At 69.7% G+C, this 19934-nt stretch carries 20 protein-coding genes; 5 read left to right on the plus strand and 15 right to left on the minus strand.

Features of this window, described 5'->3' with window-relative positions; genetic code table 11:
* Positions 1–201: 201 nt before the first annotated feature.
* Positions 202–645, plus strand: a complete 444-nt coding sequence (locus tag DEJ48_RS23425) for an ATP-binding protein (RefSeq protein ID WP_150218059.1) — start codon at positions 202–204, stop codon at positions 643–645.
* Positions 646–657: 12 nt separating this feature from the next.
* Here the strand turns inward: DEJ48_RS23425 and DEJ48_RS23430 are convergent, their stop codons facing one another.
* The 8 genes from DEJ48_RS23430 to DEJ48_RS23470 form a co-directional block, all read right to left on the minus strand.
* On the minus strand, positions 658–1542 hold the full coding sequence (locus DEJ48_RS23430) for a hypothetical protein (RefSeq protein ID WP_150218061.1): 885 nt from the start codon (positions 1540–1542) through the stop codon (positions 658–660).
* Positions 1542–2237 carry a hypothetical protein gene (locus DEJ48_RS23435; protein WP_150218063.1) on the minus strand — a complete coding sequence of 232 codons (696 nt, stop codon included), beginning with the start codon at positions 2235–2237 and terminating at the stop codon, positions 1542–1544. The genes DEJ48_RS23430 and DEJ48_RS23435 overlap by 1 nt, the downstream gene beginning before the upstream one ends.
* A 46-nt stretch (positions 2238–2283) precedes the next feature.
* Positions 2284–3201, minus strand: coding sequence for a hypothetical protein (locus DEJ48_RS39810; RefSeq protein ID WP_190537543.1), 918 nt, complete (start codon positions 3199–3201; stop codon positions 2284–2286).
* Positions 3202–3239: 38 nt separating this feature from the next.
* Positions 3240–4496 carry an enoyl-CoA hydratase/isomerase family protein gene (locus tag DEJ48_RS23450; protein ID WP_150218067.1) on the minus strand — a complete coding sequence of 419 codons (1257 nt, stop codon included), beginning with the start codon at positions 4494–4496 and terminating at the stop codon, positions 3240–3242.
* A gap of 1 nt (position 4497) precedes the next feature.
* Entirely contained in the window at positions 4498–4827 is a 330-nt protein-coding gene (locus DEJ48_RS23455) for a hypothetical protein (protein WP_150218069.1), read from the minus strand.
* Between the two features lie 55 nt (positions 4828–4882).
* A complete protein-coding gene (locus DEJ48_RS23460) occupies positions 4883–5932 on the minus strand; it encodes a hypothetical protein (RefSeq protein WP_223832173.1) in 1050 nt (349 codons plus the stop codon).
* Positions 5929–6603: a hypothetical protein gene (locus DEJ48_RS23465; protein WP_223832174.1), complete on the minus strand. Its 675-nt coding sequence runs from the start codon at positions 6601–6603 to the stop codon at positions 5929–5931. Before DEJ48_RS23465 ends, DEJ48_RS23460 begins: the two co-directional genes overlap by 4 nt.
* 373 nt (positions 6604–6976) lie before the next feature.
* Positions 6977–7999 carry an SGNH/GDSL hydrolase family protein gene (locus tag DEJ48_RS23470; RefSeq protein WP_150218071.1) on the minus strand — a complete coding sequence of 341 codons (1023 nt, stop codon included), beginning with the start codon at positions 7997–7999 and terminating at the stop codon, positions 6977–6979.
* 164 nt (positions 8000–8163) lie between these two features.
* On the opposite strand from DEJ48_RS23470, the gene DEJ48_RS23475 reads away from it, so the two are divergent.
* Positions 8164–9555, plus strand: a complete 1392-nt coding sequence (locus tag DEJ48_RS23475; protein WP_150218073.1) for a cystathionine beta-synthase — start codon at positions 8164–8166, stop codon at positions 9553–9555.
* A gap of 555 nt (positions 9556–10110) precedes the next feature.
* Here DEJ48_RS23475 and DEJ48_RS23480 read toward each other — a convergent pair.
* Positions 10111–10971: a helix-turn-helix transcriptional regulator gene (locus DEJ48_RS23480; protein ID WP_150218075.1), complete on the minus strand. Its 861-nt coding sequence runs from the start codon at positions 10969–10971 to the stop codon at positions 10111–10113.
* 171 nt (positions 10972–11142) lie between these two features.
* Here DEJ48_RS23480 and DEJ48_RS23485 point away from each other — a divergent pair, with 171 nt between their 5' ends.
* Positions 11143–11907, plus strand: coding sequence for an SDR family oxidoreductase (locus tag DEJ48_RS23485; protein ID WP_150218077.1), 765 nt, complete (start codon positions 11143–11145; stop codon positions 11905–11907).
* A 21-nt stretch (positions 11908–11928) separates the two neighbouring features.
* On the opposite strand, the gene DEJ48_RS23490 is transcribed toward DEJ48_RS23485, so the two are convergent.
* From DEJ48_RS23490 to DEJ48_RS23515, 6 genes are read right to left on the minus strand one after another with little or no spacing between them, the layout of a single operon-like run.
* Positions 11929–12348, minus strand: a complete 420-nt coding sequence (locus DEJ48_RS23490; RefSeq protein WP_150218079.1) for a hypothetical protein — start codon at positions 12346–12348, stop codon at positions 11929–11931.
* 11 nt (positions 12349–12359) lie between these two features.
* The gene (locus tag DEJ48_RS23495; protein WP_150218080.1) at positions 12360–13787 is read right to left on the minus strand and encodes a purine-cytosine permease family protein; all 1428 of its coding nucleotides are present in this window, start codon (positions 13785–13787) and stop codon (positions 12360–12362) included.
* A 48-nt stretch (positions 13788–13835) separates the two neighbouring features.
* The gene (locus DEJ48_RS23500; RefSeq protein ID WP_150218082.1) at positions 13836–14771 is read right to left on the minus strand and encodes an ABC transporter substrate-binding protein; all 936 of its coding nucleotides are present in this window, start codon (positions 14769–14771) and stop codon (positions 13836–13838) included.
* A 13-nt stretch (positions 14772–14784) separates the two neighbouring features.
* Complete coding sequence (locus tag DEJ48_RS23505; RefSeq protein WP_150218084.1) at positions 14785–15456, minus strand: ABC transporter permease; 672 nt, start codon at positions 15454–15456, stop codon at positions 14785–14787.
* Between the two features lies 1 nt (position 15457).
* Complete coding sequence (locus DEJ48_RS23510; protein WP_150218086.1) at positions 15458–16105, minus strand: ABC transporter permease; 648 nt, start codon at positions 16103–16105, stop codon at positions 15458–15460.
* Complete coding sequence (locus DEJ48_RS23515; RefSeq protein ID WP_223832175.1) at positions 16102–17319, minus strand: ABC transporter ATP-binding protein; 1218 nt, start codon at positions 17317–17319, stop codon at positions 16102–16104. The genes DEJ48_RS23510 and DEJ48_RS23515 overlap by 4 nt, the downstream gene beginning before the upstream one ends.
* A gap of 109 nt (positions 17320–17428) precedes the next feature.
* Between DEJ48_RS23515 and DEJ48_RS23520 the strand changes: the two genes are divergently transcribed.
* Together DEJ48_RS23520 and DEJ48_RS23525 are read left to right on the plus strand one after the other, a co-directional pair.
* A complete protein-coding gene (locus DEJ48_RS23520) occupies positions 17429–19045 on the plus strand; it encodes an aromatic amino acid ammonia-lyase (RefSeq protein WP_150218088.1) in 1617 nt (538 codons plus the stop codon).
* The gene (locus tag DEJ48_RS23525; protein ID WP_150218090.1) at positions 19042–19875 is read left to right on the plus strand and encodes a MurR/RpiR family transcriptional regulator; all 834 of its coding nucleotides are present in this window, start codon (positions 19042–19044) and stop codon (positions 19873–19875) included. The genes DEJ48_RS23520 and DEJ48_RS23525 overlap by 4 nt, the downstream gene beginning before the upstream one ends.
* Positions 19876–19934: the final 59 nt, after the last annotated feature.

The raw sequence follows: 19934 nt of genomic DNA on the forward strand, positions 1-19934 counted from the left end.
ATGCTTGCTGCTCCTGTGCTCTCGCATCACTCACACGAGTGGTTGCTTTTAGTCTCACCCGGAAACAGGTGAAGAATATATCCAGTAGCGCTACTTTTCGTGTGGACGTCCCGCCCAGAAGAACCCCGCTCGACGGAGCGGCAACGTCACTGGGCGTCATCCGGACCGCCCGGCAACTACCCACTCTCCACGGAGACTTCCATGCGCACCGCAACCGTATCGCCGCCCTGGACGTACACCCTCCAACTCCCGCACGACCCCCGCGCCCCGGGGATCGGCCGCGCCACCCTCCGTGCGGTCCTCGAAACGTACGGACTGGGGGACCTCGCCCCCACCGCGGAGCTCCTGGCCGGGGAACTCCTGAACAACGCGCACTGCCACACCGACGGCCCGTACGCCCTCCGCCTCCGCTCCTCCTCTCCGGAGGGGATCCGTGTGGCGGTATGGGACTCGAACCCGCAGATCCCACCCGGTTTCGGGGAGGCCGACGGCGGCGTCGACAGTGGACCGCCGGAGACGGCAGAGAACGGGCGGGGCCTGCACATCGTGCGGGCGTGCGCGGACAGGTGGGGGTCCTACCCCATGGGGGCGGGGGACGCGGGGAAGCTGCTGTGGGCGGAGGTCAGGCCGGGTTCCGGACGGTAGTGGACCGGCGAGCTACGGGACGGACGGATCCCCCGGCCGGGGCCCAACTCGTACGCCCGTCTCGTCCATCAAGTTGACGGCCACGTCGAAGCACCCCGCCGCGCACTTGGACGGCGAGCGGACCTCCATCAGGAGGGTGCCGCTCGGCAGCATGGTGTACGTCGGGGGGTACGGCCTCTCAGGCATCCCGGCACAGAAGCGTGCCGCTTCCCGCTGCTGACCGGCGGTGAGTGCGTTCGCCGGCAGCATGCGCACGATGCCGGCGTGCATCTGGTCGAGGCGTTCGGCGCTGTTGCGGGCGCCCGTGAAGAGCCGCACCCAGGACCGGTCCGCGAAGGTGAGCCGGATGTCCGCTCCGAGATTGCTGAACCCCATGTGACGGACTTCGGCTATGGCGTCGAGGGGGAGCTCGCCGAGCACGTCGCCGTGTTCCATCAGCCCGAGCTCCGAGCCGACGAAGAGGAGGCGGTGATTGGTGACGACCAGGTCCGTGGTGTAGCCCTCGGGTCGGCGTGCGGGGTCCAGTTGCCACGGCAGGGTGCGGGCCAGGGTGCCGGGAGCTGCCCACATGACGGGGAAGTCGTCGACCTCGTTCTCCGGGTCATCGGGTGGGCCGTCGCCTGAGCCGACGTTGTTCTCGTTGAGGAGGAGGCTTGTGACCATGGAGAGGGCGGAGGTCAGGGCGCTGCCGACGCGACGGGATGCCTTGTGGCCGGTGGTGCGCGGAGTGTGGGTGGGACCGGTCGGCCAGCCCGCACCCACTAGCTCTCCCTGAATGTCGTTGCGTTCGGTGTCACGAAACCAACGTTGGCCGGAGACGGCTGGGACCATGCCGGTGGCGAAGGTGGCCGCGGAATGGATGAGGATGTCTTCTTCGGGGTCGGTGAGCCAGTTCATCAGTGCGCCATCTCTTCATGAAGGCTTTCATCCGGTTCGGTGAAGGAGACCGTTTGGAGGATCGCCGACATGATGTTGCAGAACTCGGTCCAGTAGTCCGTGGACGCGGTGTGGAGCGTGAAGACCGCGGTGAACGGGCCTGTGGGGAAAGGGACGTGGACCTGGATCTGTCCGGTGAGGAGATCCGCCGGCTCGCCGTCGGCTGTCCCTCTCGGAGTGAGCGTGAACTTCTTCAGCGTGATCGACGACACCGAGGGGCCGCACGGCAGGTCGAGCCAGCGGGCGTCGTTGTAGGGGTCGCTGGACAGGGCAGCGAGGATGCCTTGGGCGACGACGTCGGTGTCGACGTCGGTCTGGTCGGTCGGGACGGCCGCCACGGTCAGGGCGCACTGGGCGACTCCGCCAGCGGGGTCATGCCGGGCAGTGTCCCCGTTCTCTCCCTCGTCCGCCGTGGAGAACAGGCCCATCGCCGAATACGAGACACCCGTGTCCGCCATGAGCTCGGCCATCGCCGCGTAGTAGGGGGCGGCGGGCTCCCAGACGCTGTCGTCGCCTCGGGAGTAGAGCTGTCGTACGAAGGACTTGGAGTGCTCGGCGCGTTCTTCGGGGGTGGCCGCCACAGGGAGGGCGAAGAAGCCCTCTGGGACGAGGAACCATATGGGCGGGGGCTCTTGGCTGACGGTGGGGGAAGTCATGAGGGCTGTCCTGATTGCATTCAGTTCGGGTGCGGGAGCAGGTGATTCAGTCGGCGAAGTCTTCTGGGTGGAACGCGACCGGCTCGACCTCCACGCCGTTGGCGTCCATGGTCATGTCCCATTCGGTGGTGCCGAAGTCCGCGTCGACCGTGAGCTGGTCCATCACGAGAACGCGATAGCAGCCGCAAGCGTTTCGCATGACCAGTGGTGGCTCGACGTCCGGGTGTTGGGTGGCAGCGAAGGCTTCGACGGTGGCCCACTGGGCCGACGTCAGTGAATCCAGGGGAATGTAGTCGCGGGGCGCGATCAGAGGCCAGGTGAGACTGCGCCGGGAGAGGGAGCGGAGCCTGCACCAAGAACCGTCCGTGAAGACGATCCGCATGTCGTTTCCGGATTTGAAGTCGCGGCGCTCAACCCTGTCGATCGCGGACCGGGGGACCTGCCAGAGGACTTCGTCCTCGATCCGCGACTCGTCCTTCTTGGAGAAGGGGAATCCTACGATGACGAGTCGGCGGTCGGTCACGATCGCATGCGTGCGGTACCGCTTGTCGTCCGAGCGCCCTGGGTCCAGCTGCCAGGGCAACGTGCGAGCCAGCGTGCCCGGAGCGGCCCACATGACGGGGAAGTCGTCGACCTCGTCGGCGGGGTCTTCCGGGGTGTCGGAACCGGAGCCGGGGCCGGAGCCGGTGCTGATATTTCCACCGGCCGCACTGAGAACAACCATGACGGCGGCACCAAGCCCGAGAACGGCACCCATTCCCGCTTTTCGTGCGAGCGAGCCACTCAAGGAATTCGGTGTGTCGACCGGCCGCTCGGGCCAACCCGGGAGCTCCCCCTGGATGTCGTTCCGCTCGGTGTCACGGAACCAGCGTTTGCCTTTTACCCGCATGGCGGCGCCGGTGGCGAACGAAACAGGACCACGGGCGAGGAACCTCTCGTCCGGGTCTGTGAGCCAGATGTCCATATTCGTGCATCTCCTACGTGGCGAAAGCCCCGGAACCCTCAGCCGCCCGAGGCCGACTTCTCGAACTGGTCACCTGGGAACAGGGCTTCTCCCACATGCTGGTGAATGCTTGTGATCTTGGGAAAGATCTTGGCTCCGGCGTCCATCGCGATGCCCGCACCTGCAGGGTCGATCTTCACTCCTGGAATCAGGTTGAGCCCCCGGGAACCGAGCCACTGGCCTTCGTGATAGCCACCGGCCGCGAGGCCACCCATGCGGTTCATCAAACCACTGCCTGCGTGAGCGACCTCGTACACATCGGTGGACTTGCCGCCCAGCTTCACCAGACCACCGATGCCGAAGCCCTTGGTGAGATCCGCCGAGTGCTCTCCGAACGCCAGCAGGATGCGCCCGTTGCCGACCCGGGTCGCTTTGAAGCCTTCGCCGAGTTTGGCCGCCAGGGTCACCCCCCTGGTTCTGCCTGCCACCTTGGTCGCCTTGCCGAGCATCCCGATGCCAGGCAACAACCCCACGGCATCCAGCCCCATCTGCACCCAACTCACGTCCGCCCCGCCCATCTTGGCGAGCCCGTGGGCCCCCAGCGCGAGCCCGCTCGTGATGAGCGCCGCCGTGCCGAAGACCGCCGACAGCGGAGGGAAGGGGAGCGTGACGATGGCCAGGAGGGCCAGGACCGCCGTCAGGTCGCTCAGGAGGTCGCCGATGAGTTTGATCAGGTCGGCGTGGTCCTTGAGCCACTTGCCGGTCGCGTCCCAGGCGTCCTTGACGCCCTTCGTGAGTTTGTCCCAGAAGCCCGGCTCGTCCGGGGCGATGTCGCCCGCCTTGTCGAGTTCCTTGCTGATTGCCCCGGCCGCCTTGGCGAAGCGGTCCTCCAGGTCGTGGACCTGGGCGATGACCTCGTCCACGTCCCCCGAGGCCTTGCCGCTCTCCTTGCTGTCGGGCTTCGCCTCCGAGCGGGCGTCGAGTTTTTCCCCGGCCTTCTTCTCCAGGCGGTCGGTCTCGTCCTGGAATTCCTTGAGTTCCCTGGCCCACCGGTACAGCGCGCGCGACGCCTTGTCGAAGGATTCGTGGCTCTTGCGGATGAGCGGGGTGACGTCCTCGCCGATGTACTCCGTGAACGCGAGCGCCGCCTTGCCCTTCCAGGCGCCGCACTCGATGCGTTCCAGGTCCCGGACCGCGGTGCCCAGTTCGCCCGCGAGTCCGCCGAGCTTCTTCGCCAGGTCTCGCGTGTCCTCGACGTTGCCGGGGGTGGGGTCCCAGCCTATGTTCGGGAGCGCGGGGCGCTTGGTGCTGCTCACGCTACTTGCTTGTCTTCTCGGCGGACTTGGTGGACTTGGTGGACTTGGTGGACTTGAGGGATTCGGCGAGGGCTTGGTCGAGTTTGCTGAACTCCTCGTCGATCTTGTTGATCATCTTGACGGCGCCCTCGGTGTGCTTGCCGAGCTGCTTGACGCCGTAGCCCCACTCGTCGGCGAACTCGTGCACGTCCTCGATGAGTTTCTCGGCTCCGACGACCGAGCCGTCGGCGTTCTTGAGGGTTCTGCGTGCGGCGTCCATACGGTCGCTGACCGAGGAGAAGGTCTTCTTGAGGTTCTCGAAAACCGTTCCGTCGAGGCGGAGGTCGCTCATGTCGGTGTCCGAATTCCCTGTGTCGTCGTGGTCGGGGTTGTGGAGCGGTCAGCGGTCAGCGGTTGACGGACTGGATCTCGCGTACGACTACGTCCTGCGTCGCACCGAACTCACCCGGGGGCAGTTCGCCACCCGGTTCCGTGGTGCTCTTCCAGGTGACCCGCCATGTGATGGTGGCGCCGAGTTCGTAGGGGGCGTGGTCGCCGGAAGAGCGCAGGTAGCGCACGCCGCATGGCGGATCCGTGTCCCCCGGGGTGCCCTTCGCGCGGGGCTTGCCGATCCGGCCGTCATCCCCGATCGGACACTCGCCGGACGACGGGTACGTCTCGGCGTCCGACGTTCCCGGGTCGAGCCTCAGGGAGACGGGCTCGGCGGTCGTCGTCGCGGAGAGGCCCGTGCCCGGCAGGCTCGCGGTCACCGAGATCTTCTTGAACTTGGACTTGTCCAGCCACGCCCACGTCGGCAGGTTGACCTTCGTCTCACCCTCGGGCGCCATCTTGATCTCTGTGTCGGGGACCGGGATCTGGCCGTAGGCGTACTCCGCGAGGATCCTGGGGGAGACCGCGAGTCGCTCCTTGGGCGGCTCGCCCTTGGCCACCCAGAACGGCAGCTTGTCGCAGGCCTTGGCTGCTGGTTCGTCCTTACGCTCGTCGTCGACCGCCGCCGCCCAGAACTGACCCTCGCCCTGCTTGTCGAGGTTGTAGTTCTTGTACGGGTGGCCCTCCTTGAAGTACGAGTCGAAGACTCCGCCCACGAGGTCGCCGATGCTGAAGGCCTTGAACGACCGGATCGCCTTGACCGTGGCCTCGATCTGCTTCGGGGTGTAGGCGGGCTCGTACCAGCAGGCGGGCGGATCCCAGTTGGAGTTGGCGGGGGTGAGCGTTCCTGTCTTCGTGGACTTCGGGCTGCCCTTGACCGTCGTCTGGATCTTCGTCTGGACGCCGAGGTTCTTGTCCTGGATGGTGCCCCTCGACTGCTGCTCGCCCCCGAAGTCTCCCCCTCCCTCGGTGTCGCCACCAGCGGCGTAGGCAGCACCAGGGAGCAGCGCCATAACCATGGCGAGAACAGGAGCGGCCCAGTGGGCGGCCGACTTCGGTGTGCTCACATGCACCGCTTGGTCGCCTCTTCCACGTACGTGACGGACTCCGTCTGCCAGACACCCTTGGCGTTCTTCTTCACGCGGGTGTTGTAGAAGCCGTAATCGGCCGCTGATTCAGGGATGGATCGGTCGACCTTGCCGGTCTTGAGGTCCTTGGGATACGTCTTGGTGCCGTCCTTGCAGTACGACACCGCTGCGACGCCGTCCTTGAGGAAGGTGACCTGGCGGTCGTAGTACCGAATGGTCCCGATGAAGCTCTTGTCCTTCTTCCGGAACCCTTGGATGTAATCCGCCGCCGACAACAGGGCGTCACCCGATCCATAGAACTTCAGAGCCGGATGATCCTTGGCATCGACGACAACGGTGGCCTCGATCAGGGCGTCGAGCCACCGCTCGTTGTCCGCCAACACCGCGTCCTTCTTCGGATCCCCGGTCTTCCCGCCCTCGAAGACGTTCTTCACGTCCTTCGGCAGCTTGATCTCCGGGCGGTCGACCCCGTCCTCCTCCGACGCCTTCGGAGACGGCGACTTCTCCTTCTGGCCACCCGGGTTCGAGTCCGCACCCGCGATCTTGTCCTCGTCCTTGGAGTCGCCGTCACCCCCTCCGCACGCCGAAAGCGAGAGGACTGCGGCAGCAGTCATGGCGGCCGCTGCGAGCAGGGTGGGGCGGCGGTTCACGGTCGGCTCCTGGAGGGGGGCGAGGGTTCTCTGGAGTGAACCAAGCTATCCAGGAGGGGTGGGGGGCACCAGCGGCAGGGTCGGTGGGCGGTGGCAGATATTGGTTCATACCGGCCGAGTTGGGGCCGCTTTTGCTCACTCTTGGCTCGTATGCGTCGCTCACCGCTATGAGGAGAGAAGTGCGTGACCGTCCCGGAGAGCAAATCGGGGCTTGGCTGGGGTGCTGTGGGGGGCGTGGGTGTTCGTGTCGCCGGGAGCAAGGCGGCCCGCCGTGCGGGACGCGCCATTTTCGGGTGTCGGGTGCCTGTCAGGGGCGCGGGGAACTGCGCGAGCGCCCCCCCACGCGCCCGCAGACGAGGAGCCGGAGGGTGGGTCAGTGGGGGAGTGGGGTCGTCGGGGTCGGGGTGTGGATGCGGCGGCGGCGTCGGCGTTTGAGGAGTGCCCACGGGCCACGGGGGCCCGTCGGCATTGCCGCCGTGACCTCCGTGCCGCCCTCCGAGGCGGCCTGGGCCGCCGCCCTCGCCACCGGCAGGAAGCCCTCGCGGCGCGAGACGTCCGGGCGGTCCTCCTCCGGCCACAGGCCGAACGCCGCGCAGAGGGTGGGGAGTACCGCCATGGCCGCCGTCGCGTAGCCCTCCGCGGAGGGGTGGTAGCGGTCGGGGCCGAAGAGTTCGCGCGGGTGCGCCGCGAATTCCGGGCCCAGGAGGTCGCCGAGGGACACCGTACGACCGCCCTGTTCGACCACCCCGATCGTCTGCGCCGCGGCCAGCTGGCGCGAGACACGGCGGGCCAGCCACCGCAGGGGCTGGTAGACGTTCTCGACCGTGCCCAGGTCGGGACACGTGCCGACCACGACCTCCGAACCGGCCGTACGGAGCCTGCGTACCGCGGAGGACAGGTGGCGTACCGACCGTGTCATCGGCATCCGGTGCGTCACGTCGTTCGCGCCGATCATGACGACGCAGACGTCCGGCACCCAGGAGGGGTCCGAGAGGATCAGCGTCACCTGGCGGTCCAGGTCGTCCGACTGGGCGCCCGGCAGCGCCACGTTCCGCAGGTCGACCGGGCGCTCGGCGACCGCCGCGAGCCCGGAGGCGAGCAGCGCCGCCGGGGTCTGCCTGGCCCGGTGCACGCCCTGCCCCGCGGCCGTGGAGTCCCCGAGCATCGCGAACCGCACCGGTTCGGCGTGCGTGGGCCGCGCGGCCTCCGCGGCGAACGCCCCGCCGTAGCGCCCGTCGGCCCGTGGCGGATCCACGTGCCCGTTGCCCACCGTCCGCTTCGCCAGCTGCACCTCGGCGAGCACCACGCCCACCGTGGCGGCCCCGAGCAGCCCGATGCCTCCGCCGCCGTACGCCGCGCCCGCGGCGATCCGCCGCGCCACCCTCGCCCTCGACATGCCCTGCAGCCACCTCCTCGTGCCGTACCGGTTCGTACGGCCGTACATCCACTCATTGCCCCGTAAGCACGGTCGGCCAATCGCAAGCGGAGGTGAACGGATGAGGTGGACCCTTAGGCTGACCGCACCAATTCGTCGCACTACATCGCAGCCCGGAGACAACGGTGCAATTCCACGACTCGATGATCAGTCTCGTCGGCAACACCCCGCTGGTGAGGCTCAACAACGTGACCGCGGGCATCCAGGCGACCGTCCTGGCCAAGGTCGAGTACTTCAACCCCGGCGGTTCCGTGAAGGACCGCATCGCGCTGCGCATGATCGAGGCGGCCGAGCAGAGCGGGGAGCTGAAGCCCGGCGGCACCATCGTCGAGCCCACCTCCGGCAACACCGGGGTCGGTCTCGCCATCGTGGCCCAGCAGAAGGGCTACAAGTGCATCTTCGTCTGCCCGGACAAGGTGTCCCTCGACAAGATCAACGTGCTGCGCGCGTACGGCGCCGATGTGGTGGTCTGCCCGACCGCCGTCGACCCCGAGCACCCGGATTCGTACTACAACGTCTCCGACCGGCTCGTACGGGAGACGCCGGGCGCCTGGAAGCCCGACCAGTACAGCAACCCGAACAACCCCCTTTCGCACTACCACTCCACCGGCCCCGAGCTCTGGGAGCAGACGGAGGGGAAGATCACCCATTTCGTGGCGGGCATCGGGACGGGTGGCACGATCTCCGGGACCGGTGGGTACCTGAAGGAGATCTCCGAGGGCGGCGTGACCGTCGTCGGCGCCGATCCCGAGGGGTCCGTGTACTCCGGCGGGTCCGGGCGGCCCTACCTCGTCGAGGGCGTCGGTGAGGACTTCTGGCCCACGGCGTACGACCGCAACGTCACCGACGAGATCATCGCCGTGTCCGACAAGGACTCCTTCCAGATGACGCGGCGCCTCGCCAAGGAGGAGGGACTCCTCGTCGGCGGGTCCTGCGGCATGGCCGTCGTGGCGGCGCTGCGGGTCGCGGAGCGGCTCGGTCCGGATGATGTGGTGGTCGTCCTGCTGCCGGACAGCGGGCGCGGCTACATGAGCAAGATCTTCAGCGACGAGTGGATGAACGACTACGGCTTCCTGGAGGAGGCCGGCGACCAGCCGCGCGTCGGCGACGTGCTGAGCCGCAAGGAGGGCGGCGAGCTGCCCTCGCTCGTCCACATGCACCCCGAGGAGACGGTGGGGGAGGCGATCGAGGTCCTTCGCGAGTACGGGGTCTCGCAGATGCCGATCGTCAAGCCGGGCGCGGGGCACCCTGACGTCATGGCGGCGGAGGTCATCGGGTCGGTGGTGGAGCGTGAGCTGCTCGACGCGTTGTTCGCGCAGCGTGCGTCGCTCTCCGACCCGCTGGAGAAGCACATGTCGGACCCGCTGCCGCAGGTCGGCTCCGGCGAGCCGGTGGCTGACCTGATGTCGGTGCTCGGCCGTGCCGACGCGGCGATCGTGCTGGTCGAGGGGAAGCCGACGGGCGTGGTGAGCCGCCAGGACCTGCTCGCGTTCCTCGCGGAGCTGCAGTCGCAGTGACAGCAGCAGTCGCGGTGACAGCAGCGGTCGCGGTGACAGCGGCGGTCGTGGTGACAGCGGATCACGTGTGTCCGTGCCGTAACCGGGTGGCACGAGGACGTCATGTGTGCGCAGCACGTGCTTAACACGGGGCGGGCATGGTGGTCCGTGTCGGCGTCAGGAACTCCGGAGCGGCTCCCGGGTCCGTGGACGCCTGGGCGTGGCCGGCTCTGACCCGGCACGACGTCCCTCCGCGGGGGACTGCCGTCGTCCCGCCCCCTGGGCATCCGGGGGTGCGGTGGTCCCTCGCGGTGACGATCCCTCTGCGGGTGGGCGGTCCTTCCCTGCGGGCCGGTGGGGGCTTGTCGCGCAGTTCCCCGCGCCCCTGGGGTGGTGCGTGCCGTCTTTGCCTGCGGGCCGGTGGGGGCTTGTCGCGCAGTTCCTCGCGCCCCTGGGGTGGTGCGTGCCGTCTTTGCCTGCGGGCCGGTGGGGGCTTGTCGCGCAGTTCCCCGCGCCCCTGGGTGGTTCTCCCTGGCGCCCCACTAAAGGTGCCCTGCACCGGTGCCGGTGGGGGCTTTAGGGGCGCGGGTGGCGGTGAGCCTGGGGGTTCCTGCCCGTGGGGGCCGACCAGCTGGCCAGGAGGGACAGGCGGTCCGCGGAGGGGGAGCCGGGGGTTGGTGTGTAGACGACCATCAGGTGGTCGGGGTCCGCTGGGAGGGTCAGGGTCTCGTAGGGGAGGACGAGTTCGCCCACCAGGGGGTGGTTGATGCGTTTGACGCCGTGCGTCTTCTCCGCCACCTCGTGGTTCGCCCACAAGCGACGGAAGGGTTCGCTCTTCACGCTCAGCTCGCCCACCAGCGAAGCGAGCTCCGCGTCCGCGGGGAACCGTGCCGCGTCGAGGCGCAGATACGCGACCGTTTCCGCCGCCACCGATTCCCACTCCGGGTAGCAGTCCCGCTCGGGAGCGGAAAGGAAGACCTGGCGGGGGATGTTGCGGTCCGCCGGGGCCAGGGCGGAGAAGCCGTTGAGCGCGTCGGCCAGCGCGTTCCACGCGAGGACATCCATGCGGCGGCCGAAGATGAACGCAGGCGCCCGGTCGATGCTGTCGAGGAGGAGGCGCAGGCCGGGGCGGACGGTATGGCCGGCGCGAGCGCGGGCCGCCTGCCGAGGACGCGCCACCGTACGCAGGTACGCCCGTTCCGTCTCGTCCAGACGCAGCGCCCGCGCCACCGAGTCGAGCACCGCGTCCGACACCGAAGCCGAGCCCCTGCCCTGCTCCAGGCGGATGTAGTAGTCCACGCTGACGCCTGCCAGCTGCGCGACCTCCTCCCGGCGCAGGCCGGGCACGCGCCGCCTGCCGTACGCCGTGAGGCCCACGTCGGCGGGCTGTATGCGGGCACGCCGTGAGCGTAGGAAGTCTCCGAGGTCGCCGTCCATGCGTTCGATCCTAGGTCGCGTGGACCATTCCATCCTGGTACTGCCGGACCCAGGAAAAGCGCAGCCCTGGGTAGCGGGGAGCGGGCCGTGGAGGGTGGTGGAACGCCCCGGTGGAGGACACCCCGGTGGTGGAGCACCCCTACTCGCCCGCTCTCTTGCAGGAGTTCAGCCATGCCCTCGTACGCCACCCTCCAGGACCGCACCGCCCTCATCACCGGCGCCGCCAGCGGCATCGGCGAGGCCGCGGCCCGGCTGCTCGCCGCCCACGGCGCCCGCGTCGTCCTGCTCGCCCGCCGCACGGAGCGGATCGAGGAGCTGGCCGCGAAGATCACGGCGGACGGCGGCCGTGCCCTCGCCGTCACCGCCGACGTCACCGACCAGGCCTCCGTGGACGCCGCCGCCGAGCGCGCCCACGGCGCGTACGGCCGCGTCGACCTCGTCGTGAACTCGGCGGGCGTGATGCTGCCGAATCCCGTCACCGAGGCCCGTACCGACGAGTGGCAGCGGATGCTGGACACGAACGTCGCGGGCGCGCTGCGCGTCATCGGCGCCTTCACGCCGGACCTGATCGCGGCGGCCGCGGACGGCGGGGCCGCCGACCTCGTCAACATCTCCTCGATCGGCGCGCACATGGCGTTCACCAACTACGCGGTGTACGGGGCGACCAAGGCGGCGCTGACGTATCTGTCGGAGTGCCTGCGCACCGAGCTCGGGCCGCGCGACGTGCGCGTCACCAACGTCGAGCCGGGCTTCACGGACACCGAGCTGCGGGGGCACATCGCGAATGCCGAGCTCAGCGGGGAGCTCGAAGGGATGTTCGGGGCCGTCGGCTCGCTGGAGTCGGAGGACATCGCCGATCTGATCGCGTACGCCACCAGCCGCCCGCGCCACGTCAACCTGCGGCAGATGATCGTGCTTCCGACGCGGCAGGCGTAGGCACCTGTAAGAGGCTTCTGTTCAGTCGTCCCACTCCGACTTGCGTTCCTCGCGCCCGCGGCCGAACGACAGGCCGCGGAACGCGTGCACCGCGTTCACGCCCACGATGCCCGCCCAGGCCACGAAGAGCCCGGTCAGATCCGCGTTGACCACGGCGATCGCGGAGAGCGGGACCGCGAGGATGAGGGAGACGACGCCGAATCCGAAGCGCTCGCCCCAGGAGTCGACCCCGCTCGCGGGGGAGCGGGCGCCGCGGGCGACCACCATCTGCTGCTCCGCCAGGTGGCGGCGCATGCGGCGGTCGATCGTGCCGTCCAGGCGCTGCTCGATCTTCCCGAGGAACGAGTCGACCAAGGCGGAGTCGTACTCTTCGCCGAGCTCTCTGCGGGCGTGCAGAGTGGCGTCGAGTTCCTTCTTGAGTTCGGCGTCACGGGCTTCCATAAGCGTTTACGTTACGGCGCGGGCGCGCTCTCGGCGTTGGTGCTAGCCCCCCTTTCCGTACGGGGCCCAGCCCCAGGAACGGGCGGGTTCCGCCTGGCCAGGGCCCAGTACAGCACCGCGGGCACCACGAGCCCCACGATCCATGAGATGTCCGCGCCGCCCAGCGGGTCGACCAGCGGGCCCGTGTAGAAGTGGGTGACGAGGAAGGGGAGCTGGGCGAGGAGGCCGATGCCGTAGACGGTCAGGGCGTCCCAGCGCCAGGCGCCGTAGCGGCCCCGCGGGTCGAAGAGGGCGGGGATGTCGTACCGCTCGCGGGAGATCAGGTAGTAGTCGACCAGGTTGATGGCCGACCACGGCGTGAAGAACGTCAGCAGGAACAGCAGGAAGTCCTTGAAGGAGGAGAGGAAGCTGTCCTTGCCCAGCAGCGCGACCGCCGTGCCCGCCACCATGATCACCGCGATGTACGCGGCCCGTCCGCGCGCCCCGAGCACCTTCTGGCCGCGGAAGCCGCTGATGCTCGTGACCATCGACATGAACCCGCCGTAGGTGTTCAGGACGTTGATCGTCAGCTTGCCGAGCGCGATCACGAAGTACAGGAAGGAGGCGATCAGGCCGGTGCCGCCGAGGCCGACGACGTACCCGACCTGGTTGGCGAGGAACGCGTCGCCCGCGCTCGCCGCGACGAGCACCCCGAACGTCATCGACCACTGCGAGCCGATCGCCGAGCCCGACAGGGTCCACCAGAACGTGGCCTTGGCGGAGGTGGTGCGCGGCAGGTAGCGCGAGTAGTCCGCCACGTACGGGCCGAACGCCAGCTGCCAGGACGCCGACAGCGACACGGCGAGCAGGAACATCGGCAGGTCGAAGTGGGCGTCGCCGAACAGCGCCCCCACGTCCACGCGGTCGAACAGCCGGATGCCGAGGTAGACGAAGGCGAGCGCGCAGATCACGCTCGCCACCCGGCCGAGCACGTGGATGACGCGGTAGCCGACCGCCGCCATGACCGCCGTGACGACGGCGAAGACGACGATGCCCGTGGTGTCGTTCGTGTGCGTCAGCTCCGCCGTCGCCTGGCCCGCGAGGACGCTGCCGCTCGCGAAGAAGCCGACGTACATGAGGATGACGAGGAGCAGCGGGACGACCGCGCCCTTCACCCCGAACTGGGCCCGCGACTGGATCATCTGCGGCAGCCCCAGCTTCGGGCCCTGCGCCGAGTGCAGCGCCATGACCGCGCCGCCGAGCAGGTTGCCGAGGACGAGGCCGACGAGCGACCACACCACGTCGCCGCCGAAGACGACGGCGAGCGCGCCCGTCACGACCGCGGTGATCTGCAGATTGGCGCCGAGCCAGAGCGTGAACTGGCTGAACGCCGTGCCGTGCCGTTCGTCGTCCGGGACGACGTCGATGGAGCGCCGCTCCACCAGGTCTTCAGCTGCCATGCCGGTCAACTCCCGCTGTCGGTACGCCTGTCAGTGAGTCGGTTACGCCTACTTCTTCGTGATGCCGTGCTGCTCCGCCCAGTCCTGGGCGACGTCCTCCGGGTCCTTCTTGTCCTTGTCCACGAGCCGGTTGAGCTCGGTGAGCTGTGCCGTCGTCAGGAGGGCGCCGAGGCGGGCGAGGGCCCTGCGGACCGTCGAGTCGGCCTTGCGGTCGGCGATCAGCGGGACGATGTGCTGGCCGGGGACGAGGTTCTTGGGGTCGGTCAGGACGACCCAGTGCTCGGCGGCGATGTCGGTGTCGGTGGTGAAGAGGTTCGCGACGTCGACGTCGCCCTTGCGCAGGGCGCCCTTCACCAAGGGCCCGGACGAGTCGAGCGACTTGAACTCCTTGAACTCGACTCCGTAGACGTCCTTCAGGCCGACCGCGCCGACCGTGCGCTTCTTGACCTCGGCGGCGGCGCCGATCACCAGCTTGCCGTTGTGCTTCGCCAGGTCGGCGAGGGACTTGAGGCCGTACTCCTTCGCGGTCTCGCGCGTCACGACGAACGCGTCGGAGTCCTCGGCCCGCCCGTACGGGAGGATCTGCAGGCCGCGCGGGAGGCGCATGGCGAGGGCGTTCTGCATCTCGCCCTCCTCCGTGGCCTCCGCCTTCGGGTCGAGGTAGTGCAGGAGGGCTCCCTGGTACTCGGGGAGCAGGTCGATGTCGCCGCCCTTGAGCGCGGGGATGAGGATCTCGCGGGTGCCGAGGTTGGGGCGGACGTTCGTCTTCACGCCCGCCGCTTCCAGGGCCGCCGCGTACAGGTGGCCGAGGACCTGGTTCTCGGTGAAGTTGGCGGTGCCGATGGTGACGCCGTTCTTGCTGGAGCCGCCCCCGCCGCCGCCTGAACCCCCGCCGTCGAGGGAGGTGATGCCGCCGCTGCAGGCGGCGAGCGCGGGAACGGACGCGGTGGCGAGCAGCCCGCCGAGGAGAGTCCTGCGGTTCATGTCCTGGGTGCTCCTAAGCCTGCGGGGAGGGGCGGTGGCGGAAGAGGGCGCGCTGGAGGCCGGCCAGCGCGAGATCGAGTACGACGGCGACGACGGCCACGAGCACGGCGCCGCCGAGCACCTGGACGAGGTCGCGCTGGGCGAGGCCGTCGAAGACGTAGCGGCCGAGTCCGCCGAAGGAGACGTACGCGGCGATGGTGGCCGTCGCGACGACCTGGATGAGGGCGAGCCGCAGACCCGTCATGATCAGCGGCAGCGCGAGCGGCAACTCGACTTGCAGCAGCACCTGGTGGGCCCGCATGCCCTGGCCGCGCGCCGCGTCCCGCACCTCGGGGTCGACGGCGGTCATGCCCGCGTACGTGTTGGTGACGATGGAGGGTACGGCGAGCGCGACGAGCGCGATGTAGACGGGCCACATGGAGAGGCCGCTCGCCAGGAACACCAGCACGACGAGTCCGACGGTCGGCAGCGCGCGGCCGAAGGAGGCCAGGTTGATGGCGACGAAGGCGCCACGCCCCGTGTGCCCGATCAGCAGGCCGACCGGCAGGGCGATGGCGGCGGCGACGAGAGTGGCCAGCAGCGAGTACTGGAGGTGCTCGACGAGCCGGTGCCCGATGCCGTCGGGGCCGGTCCACTGGTCGCCGCTGACCAGCCAGGCGCCGAGGTCCTTGAAGAGTTCGTACATGTCAGGCGCTCCTCCGGCGGCGGGTCCAGGGCGTCAGGACGTACTGGAGCGTGACGAGCAGTGCGTCCGCGACGAGCGCGAGGAGCAGCGTGAGGACCACGCCGACGATCACGGGGGTGGGGAAGTTGCGCTGGAACCCGTCGGTGAAGAGCTGGCCGAGGCCGCCGTCGCCGATGTACGTCGCCACGGAGACGAGCGAGATCGACATGACCGTCGCGATCCGTACTCCGGCCATGATCACGGGGAGGGCGAGAGGGAGTTCGACGGTGAGGAGTGTGCGGAGGGGCCGGGTGCCCATGGCCTTGGCGGCCTCTTTCGTCTTCGCCGGGACGGAGTCGAGTCCCTCGACGGTGTTCCTCAGGAGGACGACGAGGGTGTAGATCGTCAGGCCGATGACGGTGGTGGTGCGGGTGAGGCCGCTGACGGGGAGGAGCAGGACGAAGACGGCGATGGAGGGGATGGTGAACAGGACGTTGGAGAGGCCGAGGAGGAGTCCGCGGAGGGGGCGGATGCGGTGGGCGACCACCGCCAGCGGGAGGGATATCAGCAGCCCCAGTGCCACTGCGGAGAGGGCGGCCTGGAGGTGGGCGAGGGTGAGGGTGGTGAGGTCGTCGGTGTGATCGCGTATCCACGACCAGTCGACGGTCATGGGGTGGCCCCCGTCTCACTCGCCTGCGGGCCGGCGGGGGCTTGTCGCGCAGTTCCCCGCGCCCCTGACTGGTCCACCTCGCCCGGCGCCTCTGGGTGGGGCGGCTCGTTCGGTGGCGCTGGGGTGGACGACTTAGGGGCGCGGGGAACTGCGCGATCAGCCCCCGCCGGGCCGCGGACGGAACGACCCCTCGCGTGCGCGACGCTCGCACCCTCGTGGATGTCGGACCGGGACGTCACCCCCGTCAGGACGCCTCCCGCGTCGACGCGGGCCACCAGCCCCGTCGGGGCGGACAGGGACTCGTCCAGCGCCGAGAGGAGGGAGTCCGTGTCGCGGAGGGGCCGTACGGGGACGTCCGCGGACTCTCCGTCCTTGTGGCGCCAGGAAAGAGGCGCCCCGGACGCGGACAAGCGGAGCGTCCACGCTCCGCCCTCCGGAGCCGGCCCCTGCGGAACGCCCGACAACGTGGACAGGGACAGCAGCTTCAGGCCGCGCTCCGCGCCCAGGAAGTCCGCGACGAAGTCGTCCGCGGGGCGGGCGAGGAGCTCCGCGGGCTCCGCGCACTGCACGAGATGCCCACCCGTGCGGAACACGGCTATGCGGTCACCGAGCCGCACCGCCTCGTCGATGTCGTGCGTGACGAAGACGATCGTCTTGCTCAACTCCCGCTGAAGGCGCAGCAGTTCGTCCTGGAGCTGGGTACGGACCACCGGGTCCACCGCTCCGAACGGCTCGTCCATGAGGAGGACAGGAGGATCCGCCGCCAGCGCACGCGCCACGCCCACCCGCTGCTGCTGGCCACCGGACAGCTGGTGCGGATAGCGGCGCCCGGCGTCGGGCGCAAGCCCGACCGTCTCCAGGAGCTCCGCCGCCCGCGCCCGCGCCTTCCTGCGGCCCCAGCCGAGCAGCAGCGGCACCGTGGCGACGTTGTCGAGGACCGTGCGGTGCGGGAAGAGGCCGGCCTGCTGGATGACGTAGCCGATGGAGCGGCGCAGTTCGGCCGCGTCCTGCTCCAGGACGTCGCGGCCGCCGACCCGGATGGTCCCGGAGGTCGGGTCGACCATCCGGTTGATCATGCGGAGGGTCGTCGTCTTGCCGCAACCGGAAGATCCGACGAGGACGGTCACGCCGCCTTCGGGCATGTCGAGGGTGAGGTCGTGGACCGCTGTCGTGCCGTTCGGGAAGCGCTTGTGGACCGTATCGAATTGGATCATGTGGAGTCCCTTGCCCGGCTGTATATCGTCATGCAGAGTTCTCGTTGTCTGAATAGGTTGTCAATAGTTCGCGACGCTCCGACATGAATCGCTGAGCGAAAAATGGCCGATGGGCAAGACGGAACGTCCGGTTGAGGAGGGTTTACGAGTGAAGTCGTCTCGTATCGCGGACATCGCGGCCAACGACAGAAAAGCGGTCGTCGTCCTCGACGGCCGGGGAATGATGGTCGCAGACGTCGTACGCCTGGCCGAATCCGATGCCCGCCCGGTCCCCGCGACCGACGGGATGAAGCGCGCCGAGGACTCCTGGAACGCCGCCAGGGAGATCGCCGCCTGGGGCCGCGTCTACGGCCGTTCCACCGGCGTCGGCGCCAACCGGAACGAGGACGTGCCCACCGAGGCCGCCGCCGACCACGGCCTGAGACTGCTCCGCTCGCACGCGGGGGCCATCGGCGCCGAACTGCCCGCCCGGCAGGTCCGCGCGATGCTCGCCGTCCGCGCCAACCAACTCCTCGCGGGCGGCGCCGGACTGCGCCCGAGTGTCGTCACGGCGCTCTGCGAGGCCCTGGAGACCGGCGCCCACCCCACCGTCAACGAGTTCGGCTCCGTCGGCACCGGAGACATCGCGGCCCTCTCCCAGATGGGCCTCGCGCTCGCCGGGGAACACCCGTGGCAGGGCCCCGGCAGGGCTCCCGCGGCACAGCCCCTCGACAACAACGACGCCCTCGCCCTGATCAGCAGCAACGCCCTCACCCTCGGCCAGTCCGCGCTCGCCCTGCACGAACTGCGCGGCCTGATCGGTGCCACGCAGGTGGTCGCGGCGCTGTCGCTGATGGCGGTCGACGGGTCGTACGAGGCGTACGCGCTGCCCGTGCACGAGGCGCGGCGGCACCCCGGGTCGTACGCGGTCGCCGAGCGCATGCGCCGCCTGCTGGGCGCCCCCGACCGCCCCACTCCGCCCCTCGGCCGCATCCAGGACCCCTACGGCTTCCGGTGCGTGCCGCAGATCCACGGCCCCGCGCACGACGCGGCGGACGCCCTCGAGGGTGTCCTGACCGTCGAGATCAACGCGGCCGCGGAGAACCCGCTGATCTCGCCGGAGGACCTGGCCGCGTACCACCACGGCGGCTTCTACCTGGCCCAACTCGCCCTCGCGCTCGACCACTTCAGGCTCGCCGTGACCCAGGCGGCCCGCCTCTCCACCTCCCGGCTCTCCACCCTCAACGAACCGGCCTTCACCCGCCTGCGCCCCTTCCTCGCGGACGGCGAACCGGCCTCGTCCGGCGTCATGATCCTCGAATACGCCGCCGGGGCCGCCCTCGGCGACCTGCGGGCCTTCTCCGCGCCCGCCTCCCTCGGCCACGCCGTGCTCTCCCGCGGCGTCGAGGAACAGGCGAGCTTCGCCTCGCTCGCCGCCCGGCAGACCCTGCGCGCCTGTGAGGCGTTCCGCATGGTCGTGGGATGCGAACTGGTGGCCGCCACCAGGGCGTTGCGACAGCGGGACATGCGGCTCGATCCGGACACTCCGCTCGCGCGAGCCTTCGAACTCGCCGACTCCGTCCTGGAAGCGGAGTTCGCGGACCGGCCGCTGACGGATGATGTGACGGCGGCGGCGGGCCTGCTCGACCGGTTCACCACGGTCTGGTCGGAACTCGGCGCGGCGACGAACGCGGGAACGACCGCCGGAACGACAGCGGGTACGGACATCATGAGGGGGACGGCATGAGTGACAGCCCTGCCGCGCGACTGCAAGTGCTCTTCGAGGGCCACCGGCTCACACCCACCCAGCGGCGCATCGCGCACTGCATGGTGCGCAGGGCCGCCGACGCGCCCTTCCTCTCCAGCGTGGAGCTCGCCGAACTCGCCGGCGTCAGCCAGCCCTCGGTGACCCGCTTCGCGGTCGCCCTCGGCTTCGACGGCTATCCGGCGCTGCGCAGACACCTGCGGGACGTGGCACCCGCGGAGGAGTCGGGCGCGACGGCCGCCAACGAGTACCAGCAGGCGGTCGACGCGGAGATCGAGAACCTCAGGCACCTGGCGGAGGTCCTCGCCGACCCGGAGCCGGTCGAGCGCGCCGGACGCCTCATCGCCGGGTCCCGGCCCCTGCCCGTCCTCGGCCTGCGGGCCGCCGCGTCCCAGGCGTACGGCTTCTCGTACTTCGCCGCGAAGGTCCACCCCGAGGTGCGCCTCCTCGACGAGGGCGGCACGATGCTCGCCGACCGCATCGACGCGGCGGTCCGCGCCGGTGCCTCGGCCCTCCTCTGCTTCGCCCTGCCCCGCCATCCCCGCGAGGTCGTCGACGCCCTCGCCTACGCCCAGTCGGCGGGCCTGACCGTCGTCACCGTCGCCGACTCCGCCTTCGCCCCCGTCGCCGCCCACTCCGACCTCCTCCTCCCGGCGGCCGTCGGCACGGGCCTCGCCTTCGACACGGCCTGCGCCCCGATGCTCCTCGGCCGCGTCCTCCTGGAAGCCATGTGCGACAACCTGCCGGACGCGCAGGCCCGCCTGGAGGAGTTCGACGTGCGGGCGGCGGCGCGGGGACTCTTTGTGGAGTGATGCACGCGAAGGCGGCGCCGCGCCCGGGGGGAGCGCGGCGCCGCCGGGTGGCCCGGACG

Source organism: Streptomyces venezuelae, from assembly GCF_008642315.1.
Lineage (GTDB): Bacteria > Actinomycetota > Actinomycetes > Streptomycetales > Streptomycetaceae > Streptomyces > Streptomyces venezuelae_D.

Bases quoted from the DNA above. Each gene is read 5' to 3' on its own strand.
- DEJ48_RS23495 (WP_150218080.1), bottom strand. From the start codon at position 13,787: ATGGCAGCTGAAGACCTGGTGGAGCGGCGCTCCATCGACGTCGTCCCG.
- DEJ48_RS23515 (WP_223832175.1), bottom strand. From the start codon at position 17,319: ATGATCCAATTCGATACGGTCCACAAGCGCTTCCCGAACGGCACGACA.
- DEJ48_RS23505 (WP_150218084.1), bottom strand. From the start codon at position 15,456: ATGTACGAACTCTTCAAGGACCTCGGCGCCTGGCTGGTCAGCGGCGAC.
- DEJ48_RS23500 (WP_150218082.1), bottom strand. From the start codon at position 14,771: ATGAACCGCAGGACTCTCCTCGGCGGGCTGCTCGCCACCGCGTCCGTT.
- DEJ48_RS23520 (WP_150218088.1), top strand. From the start codon at position 17,429: ATGGGCAAGACGGAACGTCCGGTTGAGGAGGGTTTACGAGTGAAGTCG.
- DEJ48_RS23490 (WP_150218079.1), bottom strand. From the start codon at position 12,348: ATGGAAGCCCGTGACGCCGAACTCAAGAAGGAACTCGACGCCACTCTG.
- DEJ48_RS23485 (WP_150218077.1), top strand. From the start codon at position 11,143: ATGCCCTCGTACGCCACCCTCCAGGACCGCACCGCCCTCATCACCGGC.
- DEJ48_RS23480 (WP_150218075.1), bottom strand. From the start codon at position 10,971: ATGGACGGCGACCTCGGAGACTTCCTACGCTCACGGCGTGCCCGCATA.
- DEJ48_RS23455 (WP_150218069.1), bottom strand. From the start codon at position 4,827: ATGAGCGACCTCCGCCTCGACGGAACGGTTTTCGAGAACCTCAAGAAG.
- DEJ48_RS23525 (WP_150218090.1), top strand. From the start codon at position 19,042: ATGAGTGACAGCCCTGCCGCGCGACTGCAAGTGCTCTTCGAGGGCCAC.
- DEJ48_RS23430 (WP_150218061.1), bottom strand. From the start codon at position 1,542: ATGAACTGGCTCACCGACCCCGAAGAAGACATCCTCATCCATTCCGCG.
- DEJ48_RS23510 (WP_150218086.1), bottom strand. From the start codon at position 16,105: ATGACCGTCGACTGGTCGTGGATACGCGATCACACCGACGACCTCACC.
- DEJ48_RS23470 (WP_150218071.1), bottom strand. From the start codon at position 7,999: ATGTCGAGGGCGAGGGTGGCGCGGCGGATCGCCGCGGGCGCGGCGTAC.
- DEJ48_RS39810 (WP_190537543.1), bottom strand. From the start codon at position 3,201: ATGGACATCTGGCTCACAGACCCGGACGAGAGGTTCCTCGCCCGTGGT.
- DEJ48_RS23435 (WP_150218063.1), bottom strand. From the start codon at position 2,237: ATGACTTCCCCCACCGTCAGCCAAGAGCCCCCGCCCATATGGTTCCTC.
- DEJ48_RS23425 (WP_150218059.1), top strand. From the start codon at position 202: ATGCGCACCGCAACCGTATCGCCGCCCTGGACGTACACCCTCCAACTC.